This is a genomic window from Actinotignum timonense (assembly GCF_002860685.3).
Taxonomy (GTDB): domain Bacteria; phylum Actinomycetota; class Actinomycetes; order Actinomycetales; family Actinomycetaceae; genus Actinotignum; species Actinotignum timonense.
Genome location: NZ_CP136960.1, coordinates 643,118 through 667,221, shown reverse-complemented (window position 1 = coordinate 667,221; position 24,104 = coordinate 643,118). Strand labels below are relative to the sequence as shown.

The 24,104-nt window shown below is 61.4% G+C and carries 17 protein-coding genes and 1 tRNA gene; 9 read left to right on the top strand and 9 right to left on the bottom strand.

The features are described from left to right. Nucleotides 1–86 precede the first annotated feature (86 nt). Both CYJ17_RS02760 and CYJ17_RS02755 read left to right on the top strand, forming a co-directional pair. On the top strand, nt 87–401 hold the full coding sequence (locus CYJ17_RS02760; protein ID WP_087070075.1) for a hypothetical protein: 315 nt from the start codon (nt 87–89) through the stop codon (nt 399–401). Between the two features lie 107 nt (nt 402–508). Then, nucleotides 509–724: a hypothetical protein gene (locus CYJ17_RS02755; protein WP_087070076.1), complete on the top strand. Its 216-nt coding sequence runs from the start codon at nt 509–511 to the stop codon at nt 722–724. 293 nt (nt 725–1,017) lie between these two features. Here the strand turns inward: CYJ17_RS02755 and CYJ17_RS02750 are convergent, their stop codons facing one another. After that, entirely contained in the window at nt 1,018–1,380 is a 363-nt protein-coding gene (locus tag CYJ17_RS02750; protein WP_087070077.1) for a hypothetical protein, read from the bottom strand. Between the two features lie 286 nt (nt 1,381–1,666). Between CYJ17_RS02750 and CYJ17_RS02745 the strand changes: the two genes are divergently transcribed. Continuing rightward, nucleotides 1,667–2,491 (top strand): hypothetical protein, encoded by an 825-nt coding sequence (locus tag CYJ17_RS02745; RefSeq protein ID WP_087070078.1) that lies wholly within the window; start codon nt 1,667–1,669, stop codon nt 2,489–2,491. Here the strand turns inward: CYJ17_RS02745 and CYJ17_RS02740 are convergent. The 4 genes from CYJ17_RS02740 to CYJ17_RS02725 all read right to left on the bottom strand — a co-directional run bounded on the left by CYJ17_RS02740 (nt 2,462) and on the right by CYJ17_RS02725 (nt 6,036). After that, nucleotides 2,462–2,914 carry a DUF488 domain-containing protein gene (locus tag CYJ17_RS02740; RefSeq protein WP_087070079.1) on the bottom strand — a complete coding sequence of 151 codons (453 nt, stop codon included), beginning with the start codon at nt 2,912–2,914 and terminating at the stop codon, nt 2,462–2,464. The two genes, CYJ17_RS02745 and CYJ17_RS02740, sit on opposite strands and share 30 nt — an antisense overlap. 124 nt (nt 2,915–3,038) lie before the next feature. Next, nucleotides 3,039–3,125, bottom strand: a tRNA-Ser gene (locus CYJ17_RS02735). 214 nt (nt 3,126–3,339) lie between these two features. Further along, nucleotides 3,340–4,317, bottom strand: a complete 978-nt coding sequence (gene nrdF / locus CYJ17_RS02730) for a class 1b ribonucleoside-diphosphate reductase subunit beta (RefSeq protein ID WP_016442136.1) — start codon at nt 4,315–4,317, stop codon at nt 3,340–3,342. A gap of 120 nt (nt 4,318–4,437) precedes the next feature. Further along, nucleotides 4,438–6,036, bottom strand: a complete 1,599-nt coding sequence (locus CYJ17_RS02725) for a trypsin-like serine peptidase (protein ID WP_143231817.1) — start codon at nt 6,034–6,036, stop codon at nt 4,438–4,440. A gap of 238 nt (nt 6,037–6,274) precedes the next feature. Between CYJ17_RS02725 and CYJ17_RS02720 the strand changes: the two genes are divergently transcribed. Continuing rightward, nucleotides 6,275–6,553, top strand: coding sequence for a hypothetical protein (locus CYJ17_RS02720; RefSeq protein WP_087070082.1), 279 nt, complete (start codon nt 6,275–6,277; stop codon nt 6,551–6,553). A gap of 9 nt (nt 6,554–6,562) precedes the next feature. Next, nucleotides 6,563–9,751 (top strand): DEAD/DEAH box helicase, encoded by a 3,189-nt coding sequence (locus CYJ17_RS02715; RefSeq protein WP_101595706.1) that lies wholly within the window; start codon nt 6,563–6,565, stop codon nt 9,749–9,751. A 233-nt stretch (nt 9,752–9,984) separates the two neighbouring features. Here the strand turns inward: CYJ17_RS02715 and nrdE are convergent, their stop codons facing one another. The 3 genes from nrdE to nrdH are packed head-to-tail and all read right to left on the bottom strand — an operon-like array spanning nt 9,985 to nt 12,824. Continuing rightward, the gene (nrdE, locus tag CYJ17_RS02710; RefSeq protein WP_087070084.1) at nt 9,985–12,138 is read right to left on the bottom strand and encodes a class 1b ribonucleoside-diphosphate reductase subunit alpha; all 2,154 of its coding nucleotides are present in this window, start codon (nt 12,136–12,138) and stop codon (nt 9,985–9,987) included. Then, nucleotides 12,120–12,518 (bottom strand): class Ib ribonucleoside-diphosphate reductase assembly flavoprotein NrdI, encoded by a 399-nt coding sequence (gene nrdI, locus CYJ17_RS02705; RefSeq protein ID WP_026429160.1) that lies wholly within the window; start codon nt 12,516–12,518, stop codon nt 12,120–12,122. The genes nrdE and nrdI overlap by 19 nt, the downstream gene beginning before the upstream one ends. Before the next feature lie 42 nt (nt 12,519–12,560). Beyond that, nucleotides 12,561–12,824, bottom strand: a complete 264-nt coding sequence (gene nrdH, locus CYJ17_RS02700) for a glutaredoxin-like protein NrdH (protein ID WP_026429161.1) — start codon at nt 12,822–12,824, stop codon at nt 12,561–12,563. Nucleotides 12,825–13,327: 503 nt separating this feature from the next. On the opposite strand from nrdH, the gene CYJ17_RS02695 reads away from it, so the two are divergent. From CYJ17_RS02695 to CYJ17_RS02680, 4 genes are all read left to right on the top strand, one after another. Continuing rightward, complete coding sequence (locus CYJ17_RS02695) at nt 13,328–14,941, top strand: L-lactate permease (RefSeq protein WP_087070085.1); 1,614 nt, start codon at nt 13,328–13,330, stop codon at nt 14,939–14,941. A 93-nt stretch (nt 14,942–15,034) separates the two neighbouring features. Beyond that, nucleotides 15,035–15,865 (top strand): (Fe-S)-binding protein, encoded by an 831-nt coding sequence (locus CYJ17_RS02690; protein WP_087070086.1) that lies wholly within the window; start codon nt 15,035–15,037, stop codon nt 15,863–15,865. Further along, the gene (locus tag CYJ17_RS02685; RefSeq protein WP_101595703.1) at nt 15,862–17,616 is read left to right on the top strand and encodes a LutB/LldF family L-lactate oxidation iron-sulfur protein; all 1,755 of its coding nucleotides are present in this window, start codon (nt 15,862–15,864) and stop codon (nt 17,614–17,616) included. Before CYJ17_RS02690 ends, CYJ17_RS02685 begins: the two co-directional genes overlap by 4 nt. Next, nucleotides 17,613–18,263, top strand: coding sequence for a LutC/YkgG family protein (locus CYJ17_RS02680; RefSeq protein ID WP_087071230.1), 651 nt, complete (start codon nt 17,613–17,615; stop codon nt 18,261–18,263). The genes CYJ17_RS02685 and CYJ17_RS02680 overlap by 4 nt, the downstream gene beginning before the upstream one ends. 154 nt (nt 18,264–18,417) lie before the next feature. Here the strand turns inward: CYJ17_RS02680 and CYJ17_RS02675 are convergent, their stop codons facing one another. Then, on the bottom strand, nt 18,418–24,102 hold the full coding sequence (locus CYJ17_RS02675; protein ID WP_101595700.1) for a DUF7507 domain-containing protein: 5,685 nt from the start codon (nt 24,100–24,102) through the stop codon (nt 18,418–18,420). Nucleotides 24,103–24,104 lie beyond the last annotated feature (2 nt).

Below are 24,104 nucleotides of genomic sequence, written 5' to 3'. Positions count from 1 at the left end.
ACCGGTTGTCTACACTGAAGGTAAGTGCGAGGCAAAGAGGCCGCCGCGGATCCTTATAATCACACGTAAGGTAAGGAGAAAATACCGTGGACCGAGAAGAGCTGCACAACGACGCTAACCTTCCCTGGTCTCCCGTCGATATTCTCATCGACTGGATCGACGAACACGCGGACCCGGAACTCGTCGCGAAAGATGGCGGTTACTGGCTTGAATGGAAAGGCGGAGGCGGAACTCCGTGGTGCCTCATCTATGCTTTGGATGGTGCGAGCCGTTACGGAGTGAAAATCCCAGACGATAAGCTCATCCCACCGATTGAAGACATCCGCGACGAGCTAACTGTCCACTCCCGGCGCGTCTTGAATATATTCCTTGAGAAGATCGGGTCGTCCCTACGGGTATAGCCTTGTTGGACAAAAGCGGACGCAGATCGGAGACCGGGGCGAACCGATCCCCGCCGTCGTGAAATTTCCGACAAGCTCGCTCGTAAGATTCTCGAAAGGAGCAAGAAGTGACAACACTAAATACCACGGTTGCCCGTGATGGACATTGGTGGGTCGCCGAATTTGCCCTTAACGGAAAGGAATACGGTACGCAGGCGTGCCGACTTGATCAGATTGAAGAAATGGCAAAGGATGCCGCGGCGCTGATTACGGGAGACCCTCTCGATAGTTTCGCCGTTAACGTCACCGTTGACACGCCTGTATTCGCGGAGGATCGGGGCTAATAGACAAAAGGGGCTTATAGGCAAAAACGAACGGCCCCGGGAAATGTTGCAACAACCGCTACAGCAATTGAATCGTATCTCCCGGGCCCGCCCGCCCGTTCAATGAAGATGGAGGTATCCGAAACGGGTAGATCATCATCGAGGCTCGGGATATATTCTCCTGCATAACAATGCAACCGTCAGAACCGTGGATTGATAAGTTCCGCGCGGGAATCACCGAGATCACGTCGCAACCTACTGGGCATAAAAGTTCCCCACATGAGTGCGACCCGCAAGAAATAAAATAAGTGCGATTAGCTCGGAGTAATCTCTACGATGATCGGCTCTTCTTCCTCAGGGATAAGGGGGACACGAAGTGGAGAACCGATCAGTTCAAGTTTTCGGTTAAGCGCCTCTGACGACCCATGAGTCAATTCGTCGAGGATGTCGTCGACAGCTGCTGAAAGTAAGGGCTCTGGCAGAGAGCACTTAGAAAAATGGGCCGCATTAATTGCGTAGATTAGATCCCATGCATCGCCATACATACCAAGGTAGTACCCGTAGCCCTCGCCCTCACCTTCGCCAAAGAGGGATTGTTGATCGCCATGTGCCTGGACGTACTTGACGAGCTCTATTACAGGATAGGTATTCGATTTATCGTTTACACTTCCAGCCACGCTTTATCCTTACTTCTTTTACACCCGCGGTGGGAAAGCCCCAATAAAAGCGATGCCTGAGCTTCGATGGGCAGGATTCCGAGGACCTCAGTCACCTCTATGGATGAAAGGACCCGGTTTCCCGGTTCCGGTTTGTCTCGGCAACCCTACCCATCAAAGATCAGACCCGGCGTTCTTTGCGCTTGAGTCTAATCCACCAGACCCGTGTAATCCAGCCCTCTCCCTAGCGGCAGGAAACTCTTGTACCCTTGATTCACACCACCATCTTCGACGTGAAGGCGCGCCCATGGATATCAGCAAAGCAAGGGAACTGGACCAGCAAGGTAGAGAAATCGACGTTTTAGTCGTTGTTAAAACCGCTCCCATCCCCTCAGAAAAATACAAGGAAACCGTGTGCGTTGCCGGAGTCGCCCTCGATCCGCTTCGCTGGGTAAGGCTCTACCCTATCGCCTTCCGTTATCTTGACGGCACCGACCGCTTCAAGAAATATCAAACTATTCGAGTATCCGTCCGCGCACCTAACGATGATGACCGGGAAGAAAGCTTACGGGTCGAAAAGGATCCTCAACCGCAAGATGCACCTATTACCGGGTGGGACGAGAGAGCTATCTACCTCGACCCTCTTCCTACCAAATCCCTCTGCGAACTACGGGCGGAAGCTATGAGAAATTCGGCCGCGCAATCCCTTGCGCTTATCACGCCCCGCGCAACACCAACTATTAAAGTATCGCTTCACCCGGGCTGGAATGAACAGCAGAAAGCTGCGCTGCGCAAATATAAAGACGAAGATATCTTCGGTAACAAGGGGCTCACGCTCGAAGCCCCGCGGTTTGTTGCACGGCTTGAATTTTATTGCAATTTTCCGAGTTGCTCGCGCCATTCCTTGACAATAACGGACTGGGAAGCGGTGGCGCTGCAACGCCATTGGCCACCAACGGCGTCAATCGAATACGCCCAGCAAGAATTCGAAAAGAAATTCATTAGAGAACGTGAAAAGCCCGGCGTTCCACTGCGGATTATTGTTGGCAACCAAGCCGCTCCGCACAAACGCCACAGCTTCCTGGTGTTGGGAATCTTTGGTTCAAGCCGCGAAGCGCTCGGCCTCTTCTAACACAGCGCGCGTTTCCTCAATCACGAGTTTTCGATGGCACTGCTGGTGATTAGCCTCGAAGCAAAGAACAAGGATTGTGCCGTCATGCGCGAGATCGGCAATCTCGTGGATGGCTACCCGCGCATCCGGAGTCGCAAGTACCTCGTTGCGGAAACGCGCGTGAGCGGCATACGCTTCGGGAGTTCCGGGTTGGGCAAAAGCTGCCCGATTATCTTTAGGATTACCAAGGGATCGCATATGAACATAGCGGGTTCCGGTAGATTCCACCGCTTGGCGCAGCCGCGTTTTTGAAAAACCCTGCTTGCGACTAATGGGAGTAAGCCGAATATCAACAACGGTATGGACTCGGTTAGCTTCCAATGTATCGAGAAGATCGCTGATAGTTTTCCCCTCGTAGCCCCAGCCGAGAATAGTGGTGGCCATCGGTTGCACTCCTTCGTCTTACGTGGCCGGCCCGCGACCCTATAAACCTCATGAAACTTCAGTTACACACAAGCACGATGGCCGCGAAACCACAGGTAAATCTATGGCACGAGCCATCACAGAGCGGAGACGGAGGGATTCGAACCCTCGAGCCGCTATTGCGACTAACACCTTAGCAGGGTGCCACTTTCGGCCACTCAGTCACGTCTCCATGCTCACCGGGGAAGCCTAAGCTCACCCGTGCAAGCCTTACTAGCGTACACGCTCACCGGGGCGTGGTGCCAGTTTTTTCGCGGCGGAATTGGTCACGCGGCGCCGCCCCGCATTGCGTGGCGGCGGGCCGGCACTATTACCGCCAGGCCGGCGCTGCGGCGTCGTACCACACGCGCCGCCGCGGGCCGCACCACCGCGAGCGCGCAAGCACGCTAGAAATCCCAGTCGTCGTCGGTAGTATCTTCCACTTCGCCGATAACGTACGAGGAACCGGAACCGGAGAAGAAATCGTGGTTTTCGTCCGCGTTCGGGGAAAGTGCCGCCAGAATCGCCGGATTGACGGCCGTCTGATCCGGATTGAACAACGCTTCGTAACCGAGGTTCATGAGCGCCTTATTGGCGTTGTAGCGCAGGAATGCCTTGACGTCCTCCGTCAGGCCCATCTCATCGTAAAGGCTGGCGGTGTATTCTTCCTCGTTCTCGTAGAGGTCTTGGAGCAGCTCAAAGGTGTATTCCTTGAGTTCGGCCTTGCGTTCCTTGCTGGCCTTCTCCACCGCGCGCTGGTATTTGTAGCCGATGTAGTAGCCGTGCACGGCTTCGTCGCGAATAATGAGGCGGATGAGATCCGCGGTATTGGTGAGCTTGGCGTGCGCGGACCAGTACATGGGCGCGTAGAAACCGGAATAGAACAGGAAAGATTCCAGCATCGTGGAGGCCACCTTGCGCTTTTCCGGATCATCCCCGCGGTAGTAATCCAGCACGATCTGTGCCTTCTTCTGGAGGAATTCGTTGTTTTCCGACCATTCGAAAGTTTCGTCGATCTCATCGGTGGAAATGAGCGTGGAGAAAATCGAGGAATACGACTTCGCGTGCACGGATTCCATGAAGGCGATATTGGTATACACCGCTTCCTCGTGCGGGGTGACCGCGTCCGGGATGAGCGAAACCGCGCCCACAGTGCCCTGAATGGTATCGAGCAAGGTCAGGCCGGTGAACACCCGGGTGGTCATGAGCTGTTCGTGCGGCTTGAGGGTGTTCCACGACTGAATATCGTTGGACAGCGGCACCTTTTCGGGCAGCCAGAAATTCCCCGTGAGGCGGTCCCACACTTCGAGGTCCTTTTCGTCCTCGATGCGGTTCCAGTTAATGGCTTGCACAGAACTGACAAGTTTCAACTTCGGGGGGATCACAGTAGCTCCTCGTTAGCGCAGGTGATGCGGGATAGATGATGGATAGGAACGACGACGCCGCTCGCGCCGCCACACCCCGCCCATTCTAGACGGTTGAATCGGTAAGCGGTGCGAGCCAGGTCATGAGGTGCGCGGCTTGGGCTGGATACCTTGCTGGGAGATATCCGCATACTGCGTCGTCGTGCCATCGATATTGGTGACGGTGAGGGTGTCATCCGCGATGCTCATCTTGGTCACATTGGTGAATTCGAGGGGAAGATGCGGGTTGAGGTGCTCGGGGTGGCGCAGGCCGAAGAGGCCCGGATCGTGCCAGAGGATGAGGGCGCCATCGCGGCCGAGGGTGAGAATATCGGCCATGCCGGAACCGTCCAGGTCCCCGGCCGCGAGGGTGCGGAGGTTACGTAAACGGCGATCACGCCCGCCGAGGATCCGCACCGAACGGAAACTGCGCGCGGCATCCAACTGGGCGAGCTCGCCGGTTTCTTCCCCGGCCGCCGGCAGAACTTCCGCCCCGCTGCCGGCATCCAGATAGAGCGCAACCGCCCCGGATGGCCACACCGTGAAGGCATCCGCGCGGTCGGGCTGGCCGCCCAGGTAGCCGAGGACTTCATGGGCCGGATTGCCCGGTTCGAGGGTGGCATCCTCCAGGGTGATGCGGGCTTCTTCCAGCAGCTGCGCGATGAGGTTATCCATGGGCACGCCCACAGATTCGTCATCCGTGTAGCCACCGCCGTCCTGCGCGCCGCCGGTGATCGCCACGATGGCCCATTCTCCGTTCTCACCTTGCTGGAGCCAGGGCCCGCCGGAGACCCCGGTGGGCATCCCGGCGCATTCAATATGGAAGTAGTCCACCCCGTTTTCCGTGAACGCTTCGGTGGAGTTACGGCAGTGGCGCGGGTATGCCGAGGTGTAGTTATCGGCCTCGAAAGATTCGGCCACCGGGTAGCCGATCACCTCAATATCGGGTTGTTCCGGGCTCACATCGGCAAGGGGCAGGCCGCCGGTCACGTCCTCGAGGAGGTTGCCGAAGCGGTCCGGGTCCGCGGTGAGGACGGCGGCATCGTACCGATCAGCATCCTCATCATCGCTGTAATACGCATCGTTGATGACCACGGCGTCCGGGTCGATACGCCAAATACCGTGGGGAATATAGGCGGTACCGGCAATAATGGAGAATTGCGGCACGAATACCGTGGCGGCGTAGGCATCTCCGGGCCAGCAGTGCGCGGCGGAAAGAATCTGGGAACGCCCCGGGGTATCGAGGACCACGCCGGTGCAGCCGCGGATCACCTGGGTTGTGCCGGGAACCACGTGGAAGAAGGTACCCACCTGCGGGATTCCCGGGAAGTTGTAGCCCGCCCCGGGCAGGCCCTCCCCCAGCCCCACATCGCTGACCTTCGGGTCCTCATTGAGGGCGGCGTTGAGGGAATCGGGAAGCCCGGCACCGCGGTGGTAGGCGGCGGCCAGGACCCGGCCGTCGACGATGCCAGAGTCGTCAAATTCGGCGTCGAGATCGCGGTGATTGGCATCGTCGTCCCAGACGATGGCCACGGCGTCGTCGCCAAAATTATCGTAGGTGACCGGGCGCGGAACCGGAGCGGCGAGTACCGGGGCTTTGACCAGCGCGCAAGCGCCCAGCAGCCCGGCGACCAGAGCCAGCGTGAGCAGCGCGCCGAGTAACACCGCCAGGGTGCCCGCGCGACGATACCGATTCCTCACCTGCTCCGCCTTCTTTCTCCGCGGGGTGGCTCCGCGGAAGTGGCACCTATCCTACCGCGCCGGCCTGAAGGTGATGCGGCTGGTTCGCAAGCAGGTTCGCCGGCGCGCGGCACGCCCGGAGAAGCCGCAGCGCGCCGGCCCGCAAGCGTGATATACGCAGAACTAGTAGAGTGGTGAACTACCTGGCCGCCCGCTGGCCGGTCCACCATCGCGCGAAATGACGCAGAATGGAGCACCTATGCTGTGGCAAAATATCCTGGCCATTCTTTCCGTTCTTGCCGGTCCGCTGCTATACCTGACCGGCGCGGTGGTGATCGCGGTGGTCGGTATTGCGCTGGCGCGTTTCCTCGGGGCGCTCACGCGCCTGGCGAATGCCCGGGCGGAGAAGCTGGAGCGCACGCAGAAGCTGGAACGGGCGGAGAAGCTGGAACACACGGAGCACACGGAAAACCCGGTGCACACAGAGAATCCTGAACTCCAGGAGCCCGGACTTTCCTCATCCCCGGATGCGTCTTAAACTTAAAGGATGGCTGTCACACTAAGTTCAAAGATTGCGGCACTAACCTCGGATGACTACGAGGTTTATTTCTCACCGCAAACCCGCGCCCGCGCGGAACGTTACGCGGAGGATGGCCATGTACTTGATATCTCCGAGGATTCCGAGGGGATTACGGCCCACGTACTCGGCAATGGGCATACCTACCAGGTCGTTATCGAAGATACTGACCCGCTCCTGGCGTATTGTTCCTGCCCGGTGGCTCAATACTGTAAACATATCCTCGCAACCCTGCTGATATGCGCAGAAAATGCCGCCGATAGATCCTGGCGCACGCTGCTGACACGGGTATTACATCAGGCACAGGCCACCCCGAAAACACGGGGCCTCGGGCTTATTCTCGGCCGTAATTCGGAAAACGGGAAAATTACGGGAATGCTGTATCCCGCGCAGCGTAACCTCAACGGCGAATGGTCGCGGCGAAGTACCGCGTGGTCCACTATCGCGCCGCGGTACGGCTCCCGCGCCAACACCGAAGGCTTTGACCCGCTCCAGCTCAGTGCGCTCCGGAACTTGTACGAGGCAGCCCGGCGGAATCCCTATTCCAACCCGAATATTTCACTCCGGGACCTTGGCGCTGCCGCGATGGCGTACCTGCGTAACGTCCACGATGCCGGCGTTGAGCTTTATTGCGGTGATGTTGATCAGCCCTTGCGCCTGGCTCATGACCCCTGGGGTGTGCAGTTGAGCCTTTCCGCCCGCGAACCTGATAGTAATGACCTGCTTCTGCGGGTGCTTCCGGAAACTCCGAACGGCACCCCCGCCGAAGTTCTTGCGGGCACCACCCCGCCTCTCGCCCTCAGTTACGAGGACGGTGCTTATATCCTGGGCCGCCTGCGCTCCACTATCCCCGATTATCTTTTCCAAGCCGCGGAAGATGCCCATCCTCTCACCATCCCGGCGGCGGATGTTCCTGTTTTTGAACTCAATCTCCTCCCGGAACTCCCGGAAGATATCCCCGTTGTCTCCCCCGATGGCGCGTTCACGCCGCACCGCTTCGCCGAACCGAATCTCCACGCGCTTATTCGCCGCCCTTCCGCTGAGGACGGCGCGCACTATCGGCACAGCGCTTTCCTCCTGGAGTGGTACCTAGGGCGGCGCATGCTGCCGGCCGATGGTAGTGAAAACCCCGCCGAATCCGAAGGCTCGGAGAGCACGTCCCTCTATACGGAACTGACGGTGCACCGCCTCCTCCACGAGGCGCCTCGGGAACAGCTCACCGCGGTGCGTGAAATCTGGACGAAGGCCACGAAGCTGCCACCACTTGACCTTCTAACAACCCAAAGTTTGGATCTCAGCACCTATCAGACCCTGCGCGAAGTCGTTATTCCGGCCTGGCGCGAGGCAGGTATCACCACTACCGTCATGGAGGATGCCAATCTCACTATCGTGACCGACACCCCGGTGTTGAGCACCAGCGTGAGCGAGGAGAACGACTGGCTTGACCTCAATATCACCGTCGACGTCGGCGAGCATCAGATACCACTCAACGTACTCTACGAGGCACTGACCAGCGGGCACGACCACCTCATCCTCGGCGATGTGCTGATCCCGCTGGGCAGCGACTTCGATGCGCTGCGCCAGCTTTTGCACGACGCCGCAGCTCTCGGCACCGTCACCCCCGAGAGCATCTCCGTGCCCCGGGCACGCGCCCATGCCCTGGATCTTTCCGCGCTGGCCAATCCGCAGGCGCTCACCGATGCGCTCACCCAGCTTGATCACCTGGGCGAGCCGGTGCCGGTTCCCGAAACATTCCAGGGCACCCTGCGCTCCTATCAGGAAGCCGGTTATTCCTGGCTCACCCACCTGGCGCGCGCTCATTACGGCGGGATCTTGGCCGATGATATGGGCCTGGGCAAAACCGCGCAGATGCTCGCCATGATCAGCGGCGCACGCGCCGAGGGCAAGTTAGAAGGCCCGGTGCTCGTGGTGGCTCCCACCTCCGTGGTGCCGGTGTGGCGCAGCGAAGCGGAGCGCTTCACCCCGGAGCTGCGGGTACACACCATCACCGGCTCGGGTAAACGCCGTTCACTGGCCCTGGCAAATATTGCCGCGAGCGCGGATATTGTGGTGACCTCCTATACCCTGCTGCGCCTGGAGCGCGCGGAGTACGCGAAGGTTGATTGGGGTGGGGTTATCCTCGATGAGGCCCAGGCGGTGAAGAACCCCAGCACGGTGGGCTATCGCGCCGTCGCCGCGCTCACCCGCCCCTGGACTTTCGCGGTTACGGGCACTCCGGTGGAAAATAGCCTCTCGGATTTGGCGGCGCTGCTGGCCCTCACCAGCCCGGGCCTGCTCCCCGGGCACGCGCGTTTCACCGAGCAGTTCCAGAACCCGATTGAAAAATTTAATGACGAAGAAGCCGCCGCGCTGCTCACGCGCCTGGTGCGGCCCTTTATGTTACGACGCCGCAAAGCCGAGGTGGCCAAGGACCTCCCGGCCCGCACCGTGACCGAGCTGAGCGTGCCCCTCGCGCCCGCCCACGCGCAGCGCTATCGCAAGCAGCTGGAACGCGAGCGCCAGGAAATCCTCGGGCTTATCGATGATCCGAATGCCAATCGCATTTCGATTCTGGCTTCCCTCACCCGGTTGCGGCGCATGGCCATCGACCCGGGCCTGGTGGACGGGCGGATTACCACCCCGCCGGCGAAAACCAATCTGCTCCTCGAGCACCTCCAGCAGATCATCCCGGAGGGCCATCGCGCCCTGGTGTTCTCCCAGTTCACCACCTATTTGGAGCGGATTGCCCACCAGCTGGATCGCGAGGGTATTACCTATAGCTACCTGGATGGTTCCACCCGGGACCGGGCCGGCGCGATTGCAGCGTTCCGCGATGGCAGCGCCCCGGTGTTCCTTATTTCCCTCAAGGCGGGTGGTACCGGGCTTACCCTCACGGAAGCGGATTACGTATACATTATGGATCCGTGGTGGAATCCGGCCGCCGAAGAGCAGGCCATTGACCGGGCCCATCGTATTGGCCAGGATAAGCCGGTCACCGTCTACCGGCTGGCCTCGGCGGATACCATCGAGGAGAAAGTCATCGCCCTGCAGGCGCGCAAGCGTGAGCTGGCCGGCCTGGTTGATGAGGCGGCCCGCGGGCCCATCTCAGGGGCGGATATCCGCTCCCTTCTCGAGCTCACCGGGCCGGAAGGCCGCTAGCTGCGCCGTCGTACCGCGGGCCCGTGCCCCGCACCGCCGCGGCACGGAGCGCGGGGCGCGGCGCCGTCGTCGTACCACAACAAGCATCCGCACTTAAGCCGGACGGGCCGGTCACGTTTTCACGCAACCGGCCCGCTCCGCGCAGGCACACAGCCCGCACCTTCGCTACCGCTCACCCGCACCGCAGGTAAACACCGTTTACCCACGCGGCGCAAGTAAACACCGCATACCTACTACAGCATGCAGGAGACGCAGCCTTCCACTTCGGTGCCCTGGAGGGCGGCCTGGCGGATACGCATGTAGTAGAGCGTCTTGATGCCCTTGCGCCACGCGTAAATGTAATTGCGGTTCACATCGCGGGTAGTCACGGTGTCCGGGTAGAACAGCGTGAGGGAAAGCCCCTGGTCCACGTGCTGGGTGGCTACCGCGTAGGTGTCGATGATCTTCTGCGGGCCGATTTCGTAGGCATCCTGGAAGTATTCCAGGTTGTCATTGGTCATGTACGGCGCCGGGTAGTACACCCGCCCGATCTTGCCTTCCTTGCGGATCTCGATCTTGGAAACGATCGGGTGGATCGAGGAGGTGGAGTGGTTGATATAGGAGATGGAACCGGTGGGCGGAACCGCCTGGAGGTTCTGGTTGTACATCCCGTATTCGGCCACGTCCGCGGCCAGCTGGGCCCAATCTTCCCGGGTGGGGATATGATGCGCGGCGAAAAGTTCGCGCACCCGCTCGGTTTGCGGGACCCACTCCTGCTCGAGGTACTTCGTGAAGTAAGCACCGTTTGCATAGGTAGAATCCTCGAAGCCTTCGAAGCGCTCCCCGCGTTCCTTCGCCAGCAGCATGGAGGAACGGATCGCGTGGTAGGCAACCGTATAGAAGTACATATTGGTGAAGTCGAGGGCTTCCTCGCTCCCGTAGAAGATCCGCTCGCGGCCCAGGTAGCCGTGCAGGTTCATCTGCCCCAGCCCGATCGCGTGGGACATCTCATTCCCACGCTTGACGGAGGGCACCGAATCGATGCTGGTCTGGTCGGAAACAGCCGTGAGAGCACGCACCGCGATCTCCACCGTTTTGCCCAGGTCCTCCGAATCCATGGCCTCGGCGATATTGAGGGAGCCGAGGTTGCAGGAAATATCCTTACCCACGTGCTTGTAGGAAAGATCCGCATTGTATTCGGACGCCTCGGATACCTGGAGGATTTCCGAGCACAGGTTGGACATGGTAATCCGGCCCTTAATCGGGTTGGTGTTATTGACGGTGTCCTCGTACACGATGTAGGGGTAGCCGGATTCGAACTGGATTTCCGCGAGGGTCTGGAAGAACTGGCGCGCGTCGATCTTCGTCTTCTTAATGCGCTTGTCATCAACCATTTCGCGGTACTTTTCACTCACCGAGATCTCGGTGAGCGGCTTGCCGTAGACCCGCTCCACATCGTAGGGGGAGAAGAGGTACATCGGCTCGCGGTTCTTGGCCAGCTCGAAGGTAATATCCGGGATCACCACGCCCAGGGAAAGAGTCTTAATCCGGATCTTTTCGTCCGCGTTTTCCCGCTTGGTATCCAGGAAACGCATAATATCCGGGTGGTGGGCGTGCAGGTACACGGCCCCCGCGCCCTGGCGCGCCCCCAGCTGGTTCGCGTAGGAGAAGGAATCCTCGAGCAGCTTCATAACCGGGTTCACCCCGGAGGACTGGTTTTGAATGCGCTTAATCGGGGCACCCTGCTCGCGCAGATTGGTGAGGTTGAGCGCCACCCCGCCCCCGCGCTTGGAAAGCTGGAGCGCGGAGTTAATCGCGCGGGCGATGGATTCCATATTGTCTTCCACCCGCAGCAGGAAGCAGGAGACCAGTTCCCCGCGGGCCTGCTTGCCGGCATTGAGGAAGGTGGGGGTGGCCGGCTGGAACCGCCCGCTGATCATTTCTTCCATGAGGTTGGTGGCCAACTCGGTATCCCCATCGGCCAGCGCGAGCGCCACGATGCAGACCCGATCCTCGAAACGCTCCAGGTAGCGGGTGCCATCCCAGGTTTTCAGGGTGTAGGAGGTGTAGTACTTGAAGGCCCCCATGAAGGTGGGGAAGCGGAACTTATGCGCGTAGGCCTTCTTGTAGAGCTCCTTAATAAAAGCCATATCGTAGGCGTCGATCACGCGCTTTTCGTAATAGCCTTCGCGCACGAGGTACTCCAGCTTTTCTTCCAGATCGTGGAAGAACACGGTGTTCTTATTGACGTGCTGGAGGAAGTACTGCCGCACGGCTTCGTGATCCTTATCAAACTGGATCTTGCCCTCAGCATCGTACAAATTGAGCTCGGCATTGAGCGAGTGGTAATCCACGAGCGAATCACCCAGGTTTTCCGAACCGGTATCCGTTAGTGTTGCGTTGCCCAAAACTGTTCCAAACCTTCCTTAACCGTGGCGACGTCCGTGGGCGTGCCGAGCAGTTCAAAGCGATACATCATGGGGACGCCGCATTTTTCGGCAATAACATCCCCGGCGAGTCCGTAAACATCGCCAAAATTGGTATTTCCTCCGGCGATCACCCCGCGGATGAGAGCACGGTTGTGTTCGTTATTGAGGAATTTGATGACGGGGCGCGGCACGGCGCCGCGATGGTTCCCGCCACCGTAGGTGGGGCAAATAAGCACGTAGGGTTCATCCACCACGGGCGTTTCGCCATGGATGGGGATCCGCACGGCATCGTAGCCGAGCTTTTCCACGAACCGGTGCGTGTTATTTGTTTGAGAAGAAAAATAGACGATACGTGCCATCGGTTCTTTCCTCAGCGGGCGGCACGCGGCCGCACCGCCAGCTTAGGCAGTCACCAGGGTGGGTTCCGCGGTGGCCTGCGCGCCGGCCTTGAGCGCCTTGATTTCATCGGGGCGGTAGCCGGACCAGTGATGACCGTTCGCGAAAACCACGGGCGCCGACTGGTACCCGAGGGCCTTCACCGCGGCAAGGGCCTCCGCATCCTGGGTGAGATCCACGAGCTCGTACTCCAGCCCCGCCTTATCGAGCGCGCGCTTGGTGGCATTGCACTGCACGCACGCGGGCTTGGTGTAGACGGTAATGCTCATGGGGTCTCCTCGAATTCGGATTGTCACGCTGTGTGCGTGGTGGAACGACTACAAGGCTAAACACTACACCTAGTGGCACCTAGAACAAAAGACCACTAGAACTTGTGGTTTTTACAACGACGCCGCCACTCCCGCTTTGCGCCTATTTACGCGGTTTTAGGACTTTGGACCCGCGCTTTGTGAAGCCGGTAACCACGCCGCCCGGCGTGTCATGCAGGGCGGGCCGCGGGTGAGCCACGCGCGGGCCAGCTACATATCTAGGCACCCGCTCAATACGCCGGATCATTTAGCACATTTACTAAATTTCCGCCAGAGTAAGGAGTCCCTTACCCGCCTATTTGTAACCAATCTCACGCCAATTTTGGCGCTCTCAGTTTTTATCTTGTGACCTACGTCCGTACGATTCTAATCAGACTTAAGCGGATTCGGATTCGACCGCCGTGACCAACGCTGCTCACCGACCCGTATCCGAGCCGACCTCGTGCGATGAAAAGGAGAACATCGTGGAAGCCTTTACACAAACCGCCGCGCCACTGGGGAGTCTCACCCTCTCCGCCCTCGTGGCCCTCCTGCCGCTCCTCACGGTGTTCTTCCTGCTGGGTGTTGTGCATATGAATGCGCACTGGGCGGGGGTATGCGGCGTCGTCGTGGCGCTTGCGGTAGCGATCTTCGCTTTCCGTATGCCCGCCGGAATGGCGCTTTCTGCCGGGCTGGAAGGGGCCGTTTTCGGGATCTTCCCCATTACCTGGATCGTTCTCACCGCGATCATCCTTTTCGAACTCACGGTGGCCTCCGGGCACCATGACACCCTCATGCAGGCCTTCGCGCGGCTCTCCCCCGATCCGCGTGCCCTGGGCATTTTCATCGCCTTCAGTTTCTGCGCCCTCCTCGAAGCGCTGGCCGGATTCGGGGCGCCGGTGGCGATCTGCGGCGTTATGCTCCTCGCCCTCGGCTTCGCGCCCTGGAAGGCGGCGCTCACGGTGCTGGTCGGCAATACCTTCGCGGTGCCCTACGGGGCGATGGCCACGCCCGTGCTCACCGGCGCGAACCTCACCGGCATCGATGCCGCCACTCTCTCCGCCCAGATCAGCGAGCAAACCAGCGTGCTCGTCTGGCTCATCCCCTTCGCGCTGCTCCTCATTATGGACGGCTGGCGCGGCCTGGCGCAGGTGTGGCCCCTGGCCCTGGCGGTGGGCGCCTCCTACGCGCTGAGCACCTGGCTCGCCGCCCGCACCCTGGCCCCCGGCCTGGTCAATATGGTGCCCGCCCTGGTGAGCCTGGCGGTCGGCATCGCGCTGCTGCGCATCTGGCAACCGCGCGGCAGCCGCGCCGCGGCCGAACGCCTCACCGGCGCCGCGCCCCAACCGGCCACCGAACGGATTCGCCCCGCGGCCCTGGCCTGGGCCATCTTCCCCTACGTGCTTATCGTGGCCGTTTTCGTGACCACCCAGATGGTGCCGGCAATCCGCAGCGCGCTGGCTGCCACAAACGTGACCATCCACTGGCCGGCCCTGTGGGCCGGGGGCGAGAATCTGGTGCGCGCCGCCGATGGCACGCCCGCCGCCTCCAGCACCTACACCTTCGCCTGGCTGAGCTCCCCGGGTACTTTGCTGCTCCTGACCGCGCTGGTACTGGCCGCCTGCTACCGGATGCGCCCGGGCGCGGTAGCGCGCCTCATGTTCGCCCAGGTCTACAAGCTGCGCTGGACCTTCCTCACCATTGGTTCGGTGCTCGCCCTCGCCTACGTTATGAACCTTTCCGGGCAGACCCTCACCATCGGCACCTGGATTGCCGGTGCCGGATCCGTCTTCCCCTTCCTCGCCCCGATTCTGGGGTGGATCGGCACCGCGGTGACCGGTTCGGGAACCTCAACGACGGCGCTCTTTGCCAATCTGCAGCACACCGCCGCCACCCAAATCGGGGCGGATCCGGGGCTGCTGGTGGCCTGCAATACCGTGGGCGGGGCCGTGGGCAAGATGATCAGCCCCCAAACTCTGGCGATTGCCACCGGCGGGGTGGATATGGTCGGCGAAGAATCCGTGCTGCTGCGCAAGTCCCTGCCCTGGGCCTGCGGCCTGCTCATCCTGCTGTGCCTACTGGTTGGGTTCCTCGCCTAAATACTTCCGCCCTGCCAGAGGTCCGCGGCTGGCCGGGCACAGCGCCGCGCAGCGGCGGCGTCGTCGTAATAACAACGAAAGAAAAGAGTTGATATGACCCTCATTCCCGGGCCGGAACCGCGCAAGAAAGTTGCGGTTTTCGCCACCTGTATTAACGAGGTGATGTTCCCGAATACCGTGAATAACACCGCGGTGCTGCTCGAGCGGCTCGGGTGTGACGTGGAGTTCCCGCGCGCCCAAACGTGCTGCGGGCAGATGTTCACGAATACCGGGTATTTTGACCGGGCGCTGCCGAGCGTGCGAGCCTTCCTCGAAGCTTTTGAAGAATACGACTACATGGTGGGACCCTCCGGCTCCTGCGTTGGTTCGGTACGCGAACAGCATGAGATGCTGGCCCTCGATGCCGGCGAAGATGAGCTGGCGCGGCGCGTCCACGAAGTGCAAAAACGGGTCTACGACATCAGCGAGTTCATCGTGGACGTGCTGGGGACCGTGGATGTGGGCGCGTACTTCCCGCACACCGTCACCTATCACGCCTCGTGCCATTCGCTGCGGGTGGCCGAGGTGGGCGACCGGCCCATTCGACTGCTGCAAGCGGTGCGCGGGCTGGAATATATTCCGCTCGAAGATATGCGCCAGTGCTGCGGTTTCGGGGGCACGTTCTCCGTGAAGAATTCGGATGTGTCCATCGCGCTGGGGCGGGATAAAGCCCGGCACGTCATCGAAACCGGGGCGGAATACGTGGCCAGCCTCGATAATGCCTGCCTCATGAACTTCGGCGGGATTCTGCACCGCGAGAAGAAACCCGTCCGCCCCATTCACATGGTCAATTTGCTGGTGCAGACCGCGCCGGTTGGCGCCGGCGCCGTGCCGGGTGCCGCCGGCGCCGTGGCCGCAACCACCCCCGCCGGGAGGATCGCATGAAAACTTTGAAATTGGAACGCCTCACCCCGGCCCCGCCCGAAGGGGATCTGCTCGATTCGCCGGCCTTCCCCAAGGCCGCGGTGCGCGAGCTGGGCAACGAAACGCAGGCGAAGAATCTCCATCACGCCACCCACACGATTCGCGCGAAGCGCCAGGCAGTGGTGAGCGAGCTGGATAATTGGCAGGATATTCGCCAGGCCGGTGCCGATATTAAGAACCGGGTGGGCCGCCACCTCGATCATTATCTGGCGGAGTTCGAAAAGAACGCCACCGCCGCCGGGGCGCATGTGCACTGGGCGCGCGACGCGGAGGAAGCCAACCGGATCGTCATCGACCTGGTGCGCGCCACCGGGGAAAGCGAAGTCACCAAGGTCAAGTCCATGGTCAGCCAGGAAATTGACCTGAACGAACACCTGGAAGAAGCGCGGATTGCGGCCTGGGAAACGGATTTGGCCGAGCTCATTGTGCAGCTCGGGCACGACCGGCCCAGCCATATTCTGGTGCCCGCGATTCACCGTAATCGCAGCGAGGTACGCGAGATTTTCCTGCGGGAAATGGGCCAGTACGGCACCCCCTGCCCGCCCGATGTGACCGACGAGCCGGCCGAGCTGGCCGCCGCGGCCCGCGTGCACCTGCGCGAAAAGTTCATGCGCACCAAGGTGGGGATTTCCGGCGCGAATTTCGCGATTGCGGAAACCGGTTCCCTGGTGGTGGTGGAATCCGAAGGCAATGGCCGCATGAACCTTACCCTGCCGGAAACCCTCATCTCCGTGGTGGGTATCGAGAAGATTCTCCCCACCTTCCAGGATCTTGAGGTGTTCTTGCAGCTGCTGCCGCGTTCTTCCACCGGCGAGCGCATGGCTCCCTACGGGACCATTTGGACGGGCGCGCGCGAAGGTGACGGCCCGCGCGATGTTCATATTATTTTGCTGGATAACGGGCGCACCAAGGTGCTCTCTGACCCGATCGGGCGCGCGGCGCTGCGCTGCATTCGCTGCTCGGCCTGCCTGAATATTTGCCCGGTGTATGAGAAGGTGGGCGGGCACGCCTACGGCTCGGTCTACCCCGGGCCCATCGGCGCCATCCTCAACCCGCAGATCCGCGGCCTGGAATCGGTGGTGGATCGCTCCCTGCCCTTCGCTTCCACCCTGTGCGGGGCGTGTAATGAAGTGTGCCCGGTGAAAATTCCGATCTCGAATATCCTCGTGCACCTGCGCCGCAAAGCGGTGGATAAGAAACGCGCGGAGGCCGGGCTGCGCCCGCACGTAGAGCCGATCCTCATGGCCGGCGGCGGCTGGGTTATGGGCAAGGGCTGGCGCCTGGGCGCCGCGGCCCGGCTGGCGAGCGTGGGCGGGCGCGTCATGGGCCTGTTCATGCATCACATCGGGAATTGGCATATTCCCGGCGTGCATCGCTGGACGCGGGCCCGCGACGTCCCCATGCTGCCCAAGCACAGCGCCCGCGCCACGTTCGCGCGGCGCAAGAAACGCGAAGCGCGGCAGCTCAAGCACATGCAGAAGGAGTTGCAAAAGAAGTTGCAGGGTCAGCTCGGTTGCGATCCGAGTGTGATCGACGGCGCAGCCAATTCGCCAACTACCCCTCAGCAGTTACCGCAGCTTCCACCCGCGGCGGGGCAGAGCGCGCCGGGGCAGAACACGCCGGCGAATGCTCCGAAACTGCCGCAGCTGCCGCCGAACCCGACCTGCGCACCTGATATTTTCGGCCGCCCGACCACTGAGGAGCTGTCATGACCTCGGCACGTGATGAGATTTTCGCGCGGATTCGCTCCGCGCTCGGCGATGTTCCCAGCCAGGATCCGGAAGAATCCGCGATCAGCTGGGAATACAACCAGCCCACCGCCATCGAGGGCGACATCGTGGATTATTTCCTCGAGCTCGTGGCCGATTACAAGGCCGAGGTGGAGCGGGTGGAACCGGAAGCGGTCCCGGCGGCTATCGTCGCGCACCTGCACGCGATTGGCGCGCGCTCCGTGGTGCTTCCCGCGGGGCTGGATTCCGCGTGGCGCGCGGCTATTGCGGCGGATGGTTTCCAGATATACGACGACGATAACCTGAGCGCCCGCCAACTCAACGAGATTGATGCAGTGGTGACGGCGGCCGCTGTCGGAGTGGCCAATACCGGCACCTTCGCCATGGATCATCGCGCTGACCAGGGCCGGCGTGCGCTCACTCTGGTACCCGATGCGCATGTGTGCGTGCTGCGTGCCGATCAGGTGGTATCCAATACTCCCGAGGCGATGACTCGGCTCCAGGATTCGGTGCGCGATGGCCAGCCGATTACTTTCGTGGCCGGGCCGTCCGCCACCTCGGATATCGAGCTGAGCCGCGTGGAGGGCGTGCACGGTCCGCGCCAGCTGCACGTGCTGGTCGCCGGCTAAGCAGGCGGCACTGCCGCCAACACGGCGGCCGGGTGGCGGCGAGCGGTGCACCGCGCCGCCACCCGCACACCAGGGCCCGGCCGGGATCACGATCCCGACCGGGCCCTGCGTGCTGTATGCGACTCAGCTGCGTTCCGCCACCTTAATGGTGCGCTTAGCTGGCGTTCTCTCGCCGCCGCAATGCGCTACCTCCAGCCAGGAGGAGAATCGCGAGAACGATGGGCGCTGTGAGCTCAGCACCTGTATGGCTCAGCCGCTTCGTCGATGCTGGGGCGGGTGGAACCTTGATGTCCACGCTCGCCGTGACACCCGTGAGTTTCTCCCCACCCGGAGTCACTGCCGTGACGGTTGCGGTATTGGTTACCGTCGTTCCCTGCATCGGTGCGGTGATCTTCGCCCGGGCGTGTGCTAGAAGCGCTTCTCCCGGAGCCAATACCCCGGACGCACCCGGCCAGCTGTACTCGATGGGGCCCAGCCCGGCCATTGGGTCATTGATGGTGATGCCGGTGAGCGTCGTCGTTCCAGTATTGACCACCTCGAAACGGTAGATGATGACATCCCCATCCACCTTCGCGGTTTTCTCCATCGTCATCCCCGGGTGTTCGGTGATGGTAATGGAACCGTGGCCGCCACTGCCCGGAATTTCCGGGTCGCCCGGCTTATTCGTGATGGTATCCCCGCCCGGGGTCACCCCGGTGGCGCTGGCATCGTTGCGAACGGTACCCGCATCCACCTGCTCCTGGGTGAGCACCGAGGTTGCACTCGCACTGGCCTTCTCACCCGGAGCGAGCACCCCAGCCTCACCCGGCCAGCTGTACTCAATCTCGGACAGTCCCGGGAAGTCATCCTGAATAACAACGTTGCGCAGGGTGGTATTTCCGGTGTTCTCCAGCGCGAAAGACCAGGTGACAATATCACCTGCGCGCGGGTTTTCCTTCTCCACGCTGCCCGTTTTCACCAGGGCGAATGAGGGACTCTGCGGAAGCACCACGGTTTCTGTGGCACTATCGCGCACCTCCAACCCACGCGGCGATGTCGCGCTCACCTCCGCGGTATTCTCCACCACGCCAGCATCAAGCAGCCCCTGAGTGACCGGCGAGGTCGCACTGGCGGTCACCGACTGCCCCGGGGCTAGAACCCCGGCCGCACCGGGCCACGCACCAAAGCTCACCGCGCTCAAGCCAGGAAGCTCATCGCGCAGTGCCACCCCACTTAGCGTGGTGGTGCCGCGGTTCGTGATGGTAAAGGTCCAGGTGACTTCGTCACCGGCGCGCAACATCTCGCCCGCGCGCTCCGGTACGCTCCCCTGCTTGATCACCTGGATCTGGGCGCCGTCCGGGATGCTCACGGTAGCGCTATCACTGGCTGTGACCGCTGTTCCGTGCGGATCCGTACCGGTAGCCGTGGCGGTGTTTTCCAGGCTGCCGCGGTCCACATCCGCTTGCGTCAGCGTATAAGTTCCGGTAACGCGCTGAGAGGCACCGGGTGCCAGCGTTGTGATAGTACCCAGTTCCCCGCCCAGCAACGGATCAGATACGACGACGCCGCTGAGGGTCACGTTGCCGCTATTACTCACCTCAATGGAGTACTCCACGGGTTCGCCGGCACGCAGCTGGGCGGGCGTCGTCGCCGTTTTCACCAGGCGCAACACCGCGGTCCCGGGCAGCGGGGTCGTAATCGTGCCACTACCCTCCACCGCGGTACCGTGCGGGGATGCACCCGCGGCCGTGGCGGTGTTCTCCAGGCTGCCGCAATCAATATCCGCCTGGGTGAGGGTGTAACTGCCGCTCACCGTGCCGATAGTTCCCGGGGCCAGGGTGGTGATGGTGGCGAGTTTCCCGCCGAGCAGCGGATCACTCACAGCAATTCCATGCAGGGTCACATTGCCGGTATTGCGCACTGCAATGCTGTACTGCACCTGCTCACCGGCCGCGATAGTTGCCGGCGACGTAGCGGTTTTGGTGACCGCGAGCGCCGGGGCTTCGGGGAGCTGGACGGTGGCGGTTCCCTGGGCGCTCACCGCTGTTCCGCTCGGGTCGATGCCAGTAGCCGTGGCGATATTATCCACGCCGCCGCGGTCAATATCCGCCTGAGTGAGGATGTAGCTGCCGCTCACCTGCTGGCGTGCCCCTGGTGCGAGCGTGGAAACCGCCCCCACGGTGCCGCCGAGCAGCGGGTCCGTCACCGTCACGTCACTCAGGGTGACATTGCCGGTATTGCTCACCTCAATGGTGTAGCTGACCTGCTCGCCGGCCGCGATAGTTGCCGGCGGCGTAGCCGTCTTGGTCACCGCGAGGGCGCCGGCTGCGGGCAACGGAGTGGTCACCGTAGCCGTGGCCTGCACCGAAGTATTCTGCGGCGAGGTTCCGGTGACTGTCGCGGTATTGTCCACGCGGCCCGCGTCGATATCGGCTTGGGTGAGAGTGGCGTGCGCGGTTCCCGTGGCGACGGCGCCCGGCGCCAACGTGCCCTGCTGAGCGGCATCAGGCCATGTCATAGCAAGGCCGCTTACCTTCGGGTCACTCAGGGTGAGCTGCGAAAGCGGCACGTTCCCGGTATTCGTGACGGTGAAGGTGTAGGTCACGGTATCGCCGGCCGCCGCATTCGCGCCTGCATCACCGGCGGCAAGCGCAGCCGTCTTGGTGAGAGCAAGGGCGGGCTGGGCGTGGAAGAAACCAAAGTCTTGGCCGTCCAACTTAGCTGCCCGCGCCACCGTCACCACGGCACTGGTGGCTGCGTCTTTACCGGCCGGGGAGTAGCTCGGCACGTAGCTCGCGCTGCCTCCCGGGGCAGGCGGGGTGACCGAGATGCGATAGGTTCCGGCTAGTACATTGTCGAAGGAATAGGTGCCGTCGGCTGCCGAGGTTGTTTCTATCGGAGCGCCGCTGGGGCTGAGGACCGGGTCACCTGTGCTGGCATCCAGGAGGCGCACGGTGGCACCTGCCAGCGCGGTGTCATCCGCGCTGGCGCCGTCGTCGTTAATATCCACGGCAATTCGCCCGCTCACAGTTGCGGCAACCACCGTAGCGCTTTGCGGTTCGCCCGCGGTGAGCGGGAGCGGGGAATGCGAGGTGGTGCGCAGCAGGCCGGTCATGGTGTTGGCGATGACCGCGCCGGCTTCCGCCTGCGGTGCGTCCAGGGTAAGGGCGTAGCGCGCGCCGCCGGCCAGCCCGGTAGCGAAATCGTTGATGATGAAACGCAGTGCCGTGACCTGGCTGAGGTCCGCGGAAGCCGTCAGTTCTTGCCAGGTGATGCCCTCCGCCGGAGCGGCCCCGATGGTGCCGTGCGGCGCCGTGGTGTATTCGGCTCGCACATTGGCGGCCTCGCCCTGGAGGCGTTCCACCCCGGTAAGGATCGGGGTCACGGTGGTGCCGCGTCCGTCGCCCACGTAGGGCAGTTCGTCCACGAAAATCGCGTGCCCCATGGAATCCATGGTGGTGTTGTACATTTCCACGAGGTAGGACGCCGGTTCATTGCGCTGGATGTTGGGAGTGCGGAGCGTCTTGAGGTAATTCGCTCCGGCAACCAGGACCATAGTGACATCGGTGGAGGTTTGGGCCTGCCAGCCGGCCTGATCGATCACATCCCTCCAATACCACTTCCGAAGGTCATCCCCGCGGAAATAGGAATCCAGATTGAGCTGGCCGGATTCGGGTAAATAGGGCCCTATGTGCAGATTGATGGGAATCTCGGGCAGCTGCTGGCCCACCGGAAGTTTGCCGCCATTGGCCACGTAATCGAAGAGGTACGGGGTGCGCCCATCCGCGCAGAGATTCGCATCGGAAGCCTTGCTCCCCCTCCACGTGGCGGCGTCCACGGGAGACAGATCCACATCCACTACTTCCGCGGGAATACACATGAGCACCTGAGAGTGTGCGGCAGTCGTTTGCGGAGAGTTGGGGACGAGGAAGGTTTCCGGGCGGACAGTGTAGCGATACTTATTATTTGTTTTCGCTACCGTGACGCGGTTGCCAGCAGATCCGTCCGGATTAATATCGGTGAACAAAGATGACCTAAAACGAGCTTCTCCAACCGCGACGAAAATGCGCCCTCCGGTACCTTTATATTGATTTCTTCCCTGGTACTTCGACCGCATATCCACGGAGAAGCTGATACCGTCATCAACAAAAACCGCGTCCGAGCTTGCCACCGCTTGGACTGTGAAGTACATATGGTAGCGCTCTCGCGCAGCGGATGGGCCTGTGCGCACGGACAGCAGATTGCCATTATTCACTTTGGGGCGGGCTTGCAACGCATAAACGTCGCTAAAATCGCCCGAATACTCGGATAGTGGGCGGAATTCCCGCAGCTCCGGGCTACCTGGGGCACCGGCCCGCACGTACAGGTCATAATCCGATTTTGGAATCTCATAGTAGCCGTTCGCTGTTTCGCCGGGCATGCCCTTGGGGTAGGGGTCCCCGGGGATATCGCTGGTTTTTACGAACAGGCGCGCGGTGCGCGGATCCATGCGTTGGTAAGCCGGATTGCCCGCGTTGAGGGTGACCTGGTTATCGACCGAGCCCACGCTTTCGTACTGACCGCCCAGGCGGGTGTTATCCAGATACTGGTAAGCAACGCCGATGAGTGCATACGGAGTATTCGGCGGCACAACGCCGTTGTGCCCCAAGCTCGGCCTTGCCCGCATCGCGTCCGGGTCGGCTCCCTCTGGATGCCTGCCGTAACGCTGATTGGTATCTGTGAGGAGCCGCCCTTCCGTAGGCCGGTCGATTGTCCACGTGAGGGTTTCAGTATTATTGAGCGGGTTTGTTTCGTGGAGAGGTTGTGAGGGCGACGACGCAGAACTGCCCCGCGGGTTGACCGGAGTGACGGAACTGCTGAAAGTAACCACCGTCTTATTAGCCAATTTCGCAAACTCAGAAGCGGGAATCCACACTCGGTATTGCACATAAGCAGCGGAATTTCGATCCCGGGCTTGGGCTCCCGTGAGAGTGAATTTTCCGAAGGAGTCCCCTTTTTCGGCAGTGATCCCCGACCGCACCGGCGCAACTGCCCACCGCTCCGGAATGAAGGGGCGCGGAGCATTAGCGCCGGGTTCTTGCACCATGATCGTAAATGTGACCGCGGTGGTGAGAGGTTTCTCAAACGTCCACCTATCGGAGAAGGGGAAACTGTACTTCGGCGTGAAACCGAAGAGATTGCCTTTTTCCGTGCCGGAGCCGAAATTATAGGGGCCTTCCCCGCGGTAGGTACCCGTATCATCAACTGGATCACGGCCGTGCCCAAGATCGAAGTCAAGCTGCCCAACAACTTCAACGGAGGTGAGATCACCAGATACCGGAACAGTGCGCTCCCCCTGCGCGTCGGTCACCTTCAGTTCGGGACTGTAGGTGCTGCCCGGGCCCACTCCGGTGCCCGGCCGCGCAATAATCGGTTGGATGACCACAGCAGCGGTGCCGGAACCGCCCTCATTACTCACGGTAGCGGTGAGAGTGCGGCCATCTGCGCTCACGGTGTAGGAGCGTTCCACACCGTTCGCGGTTCCGCCCAGCACGGCGTCAAGCCCGGGGCCAATTTCCCAACTCCACCCTTCCGGGAGAGTCTGTGAGATGGTGGCGGAGGTAGCATCAGATGCTACGAAGGCCCACTGGAATGAGACGCGCGATCCGTACCCAACTTTCCCATTTTTTGCGTTGGTATCGTAATCGCCGTAGGTATCATCCCCGGTAATACCGAGGGAGACATGAGTGAGGGTACCTGCTGCGGGAGCTGCGGAGGCTTGCGGGAGCGCTCCCCATCCCAAACTCAGAAGAAGGGCGGTACACAGCAGCGCAATAAGCGACCGCCGTGACGCCCGTGGCATCGTGAAATGTCGATTCATCG

Excerpts from the sequence above, each read along its gene's own strand:
- CYJ17_RS02720 (WP_087070082.1), top strand. The coding sequence starts at position 6,275 with ATGCTGTGGCAAAATATCCTGGCCATTCTTTCCGTTCTTGCCGGTCCG.
- nrdI (WP_026429160.1), bottom strand. The coding sequence starts at position 12,518 with ATGGCACGTATCGTCTATTTTTCTTCTCAAACAAATAACACGCACCGG.
- CYJ17_RS02690 (WP_087070086.1), top strand. The coding sequence starts at position 15,035 with ATGACCCTCATTCCCGGGCCGGAACCGCGCAAGAAAGTTGCGGTTTTC.
- CYJ17_RS02740 (WP_087070079.1), bottom strand. The coding sequence starts at position 2,914 with ATGGCCACCACTATTCTCGGCTGGGGCTACGAGGGGAAAACTATCAGC.
- nrdH (WP_026429161.1), bottom strand. The coding sequence starts at position 12,824 with ATGAGCATTACCGTCTACACCAAGCCCGCGTGCGTGCAGTGCAATGCC.
- CYJ17_RS02745 (WP_087070078.1), top strand. The coding sequence starts at position 1,667 with ATGGATATCAGCAAAGCAAGGGAACTGGACCAGCAAGGTAGAGAAATC.
- CYJ17_RS02675 (WP_101595700.1), bottom strand. The coding sequence starts at position 24,102 with ATGAATCGACATTTCACGATGCCACGGGCGTCACGGCGGTCGCTTATT.
- CYJ17_RS02715 (WP_101595706.1), top strand. The coding sequence starts at position 6,563 with ATGGCTGTCACACTAAGTTCAAAGATTGCGGCACTAACCTCGGATGAC.
- CYJ17_RS02680 (WP_087071230.1), top strand. The coding sequence starts at position 17,613 with ATGACCTCGGCACGTGATGAGATTTTCGCGCGGATTCGCTCCGCGCTC.
- CYJ17_RS02685 (WP_101595703.1), top strand. The coding sequence starts at position 15,862 with ATGAAAACTTTGAAATTGGAACGCCTCACCCCGGCCCCGCCCGAAGGG.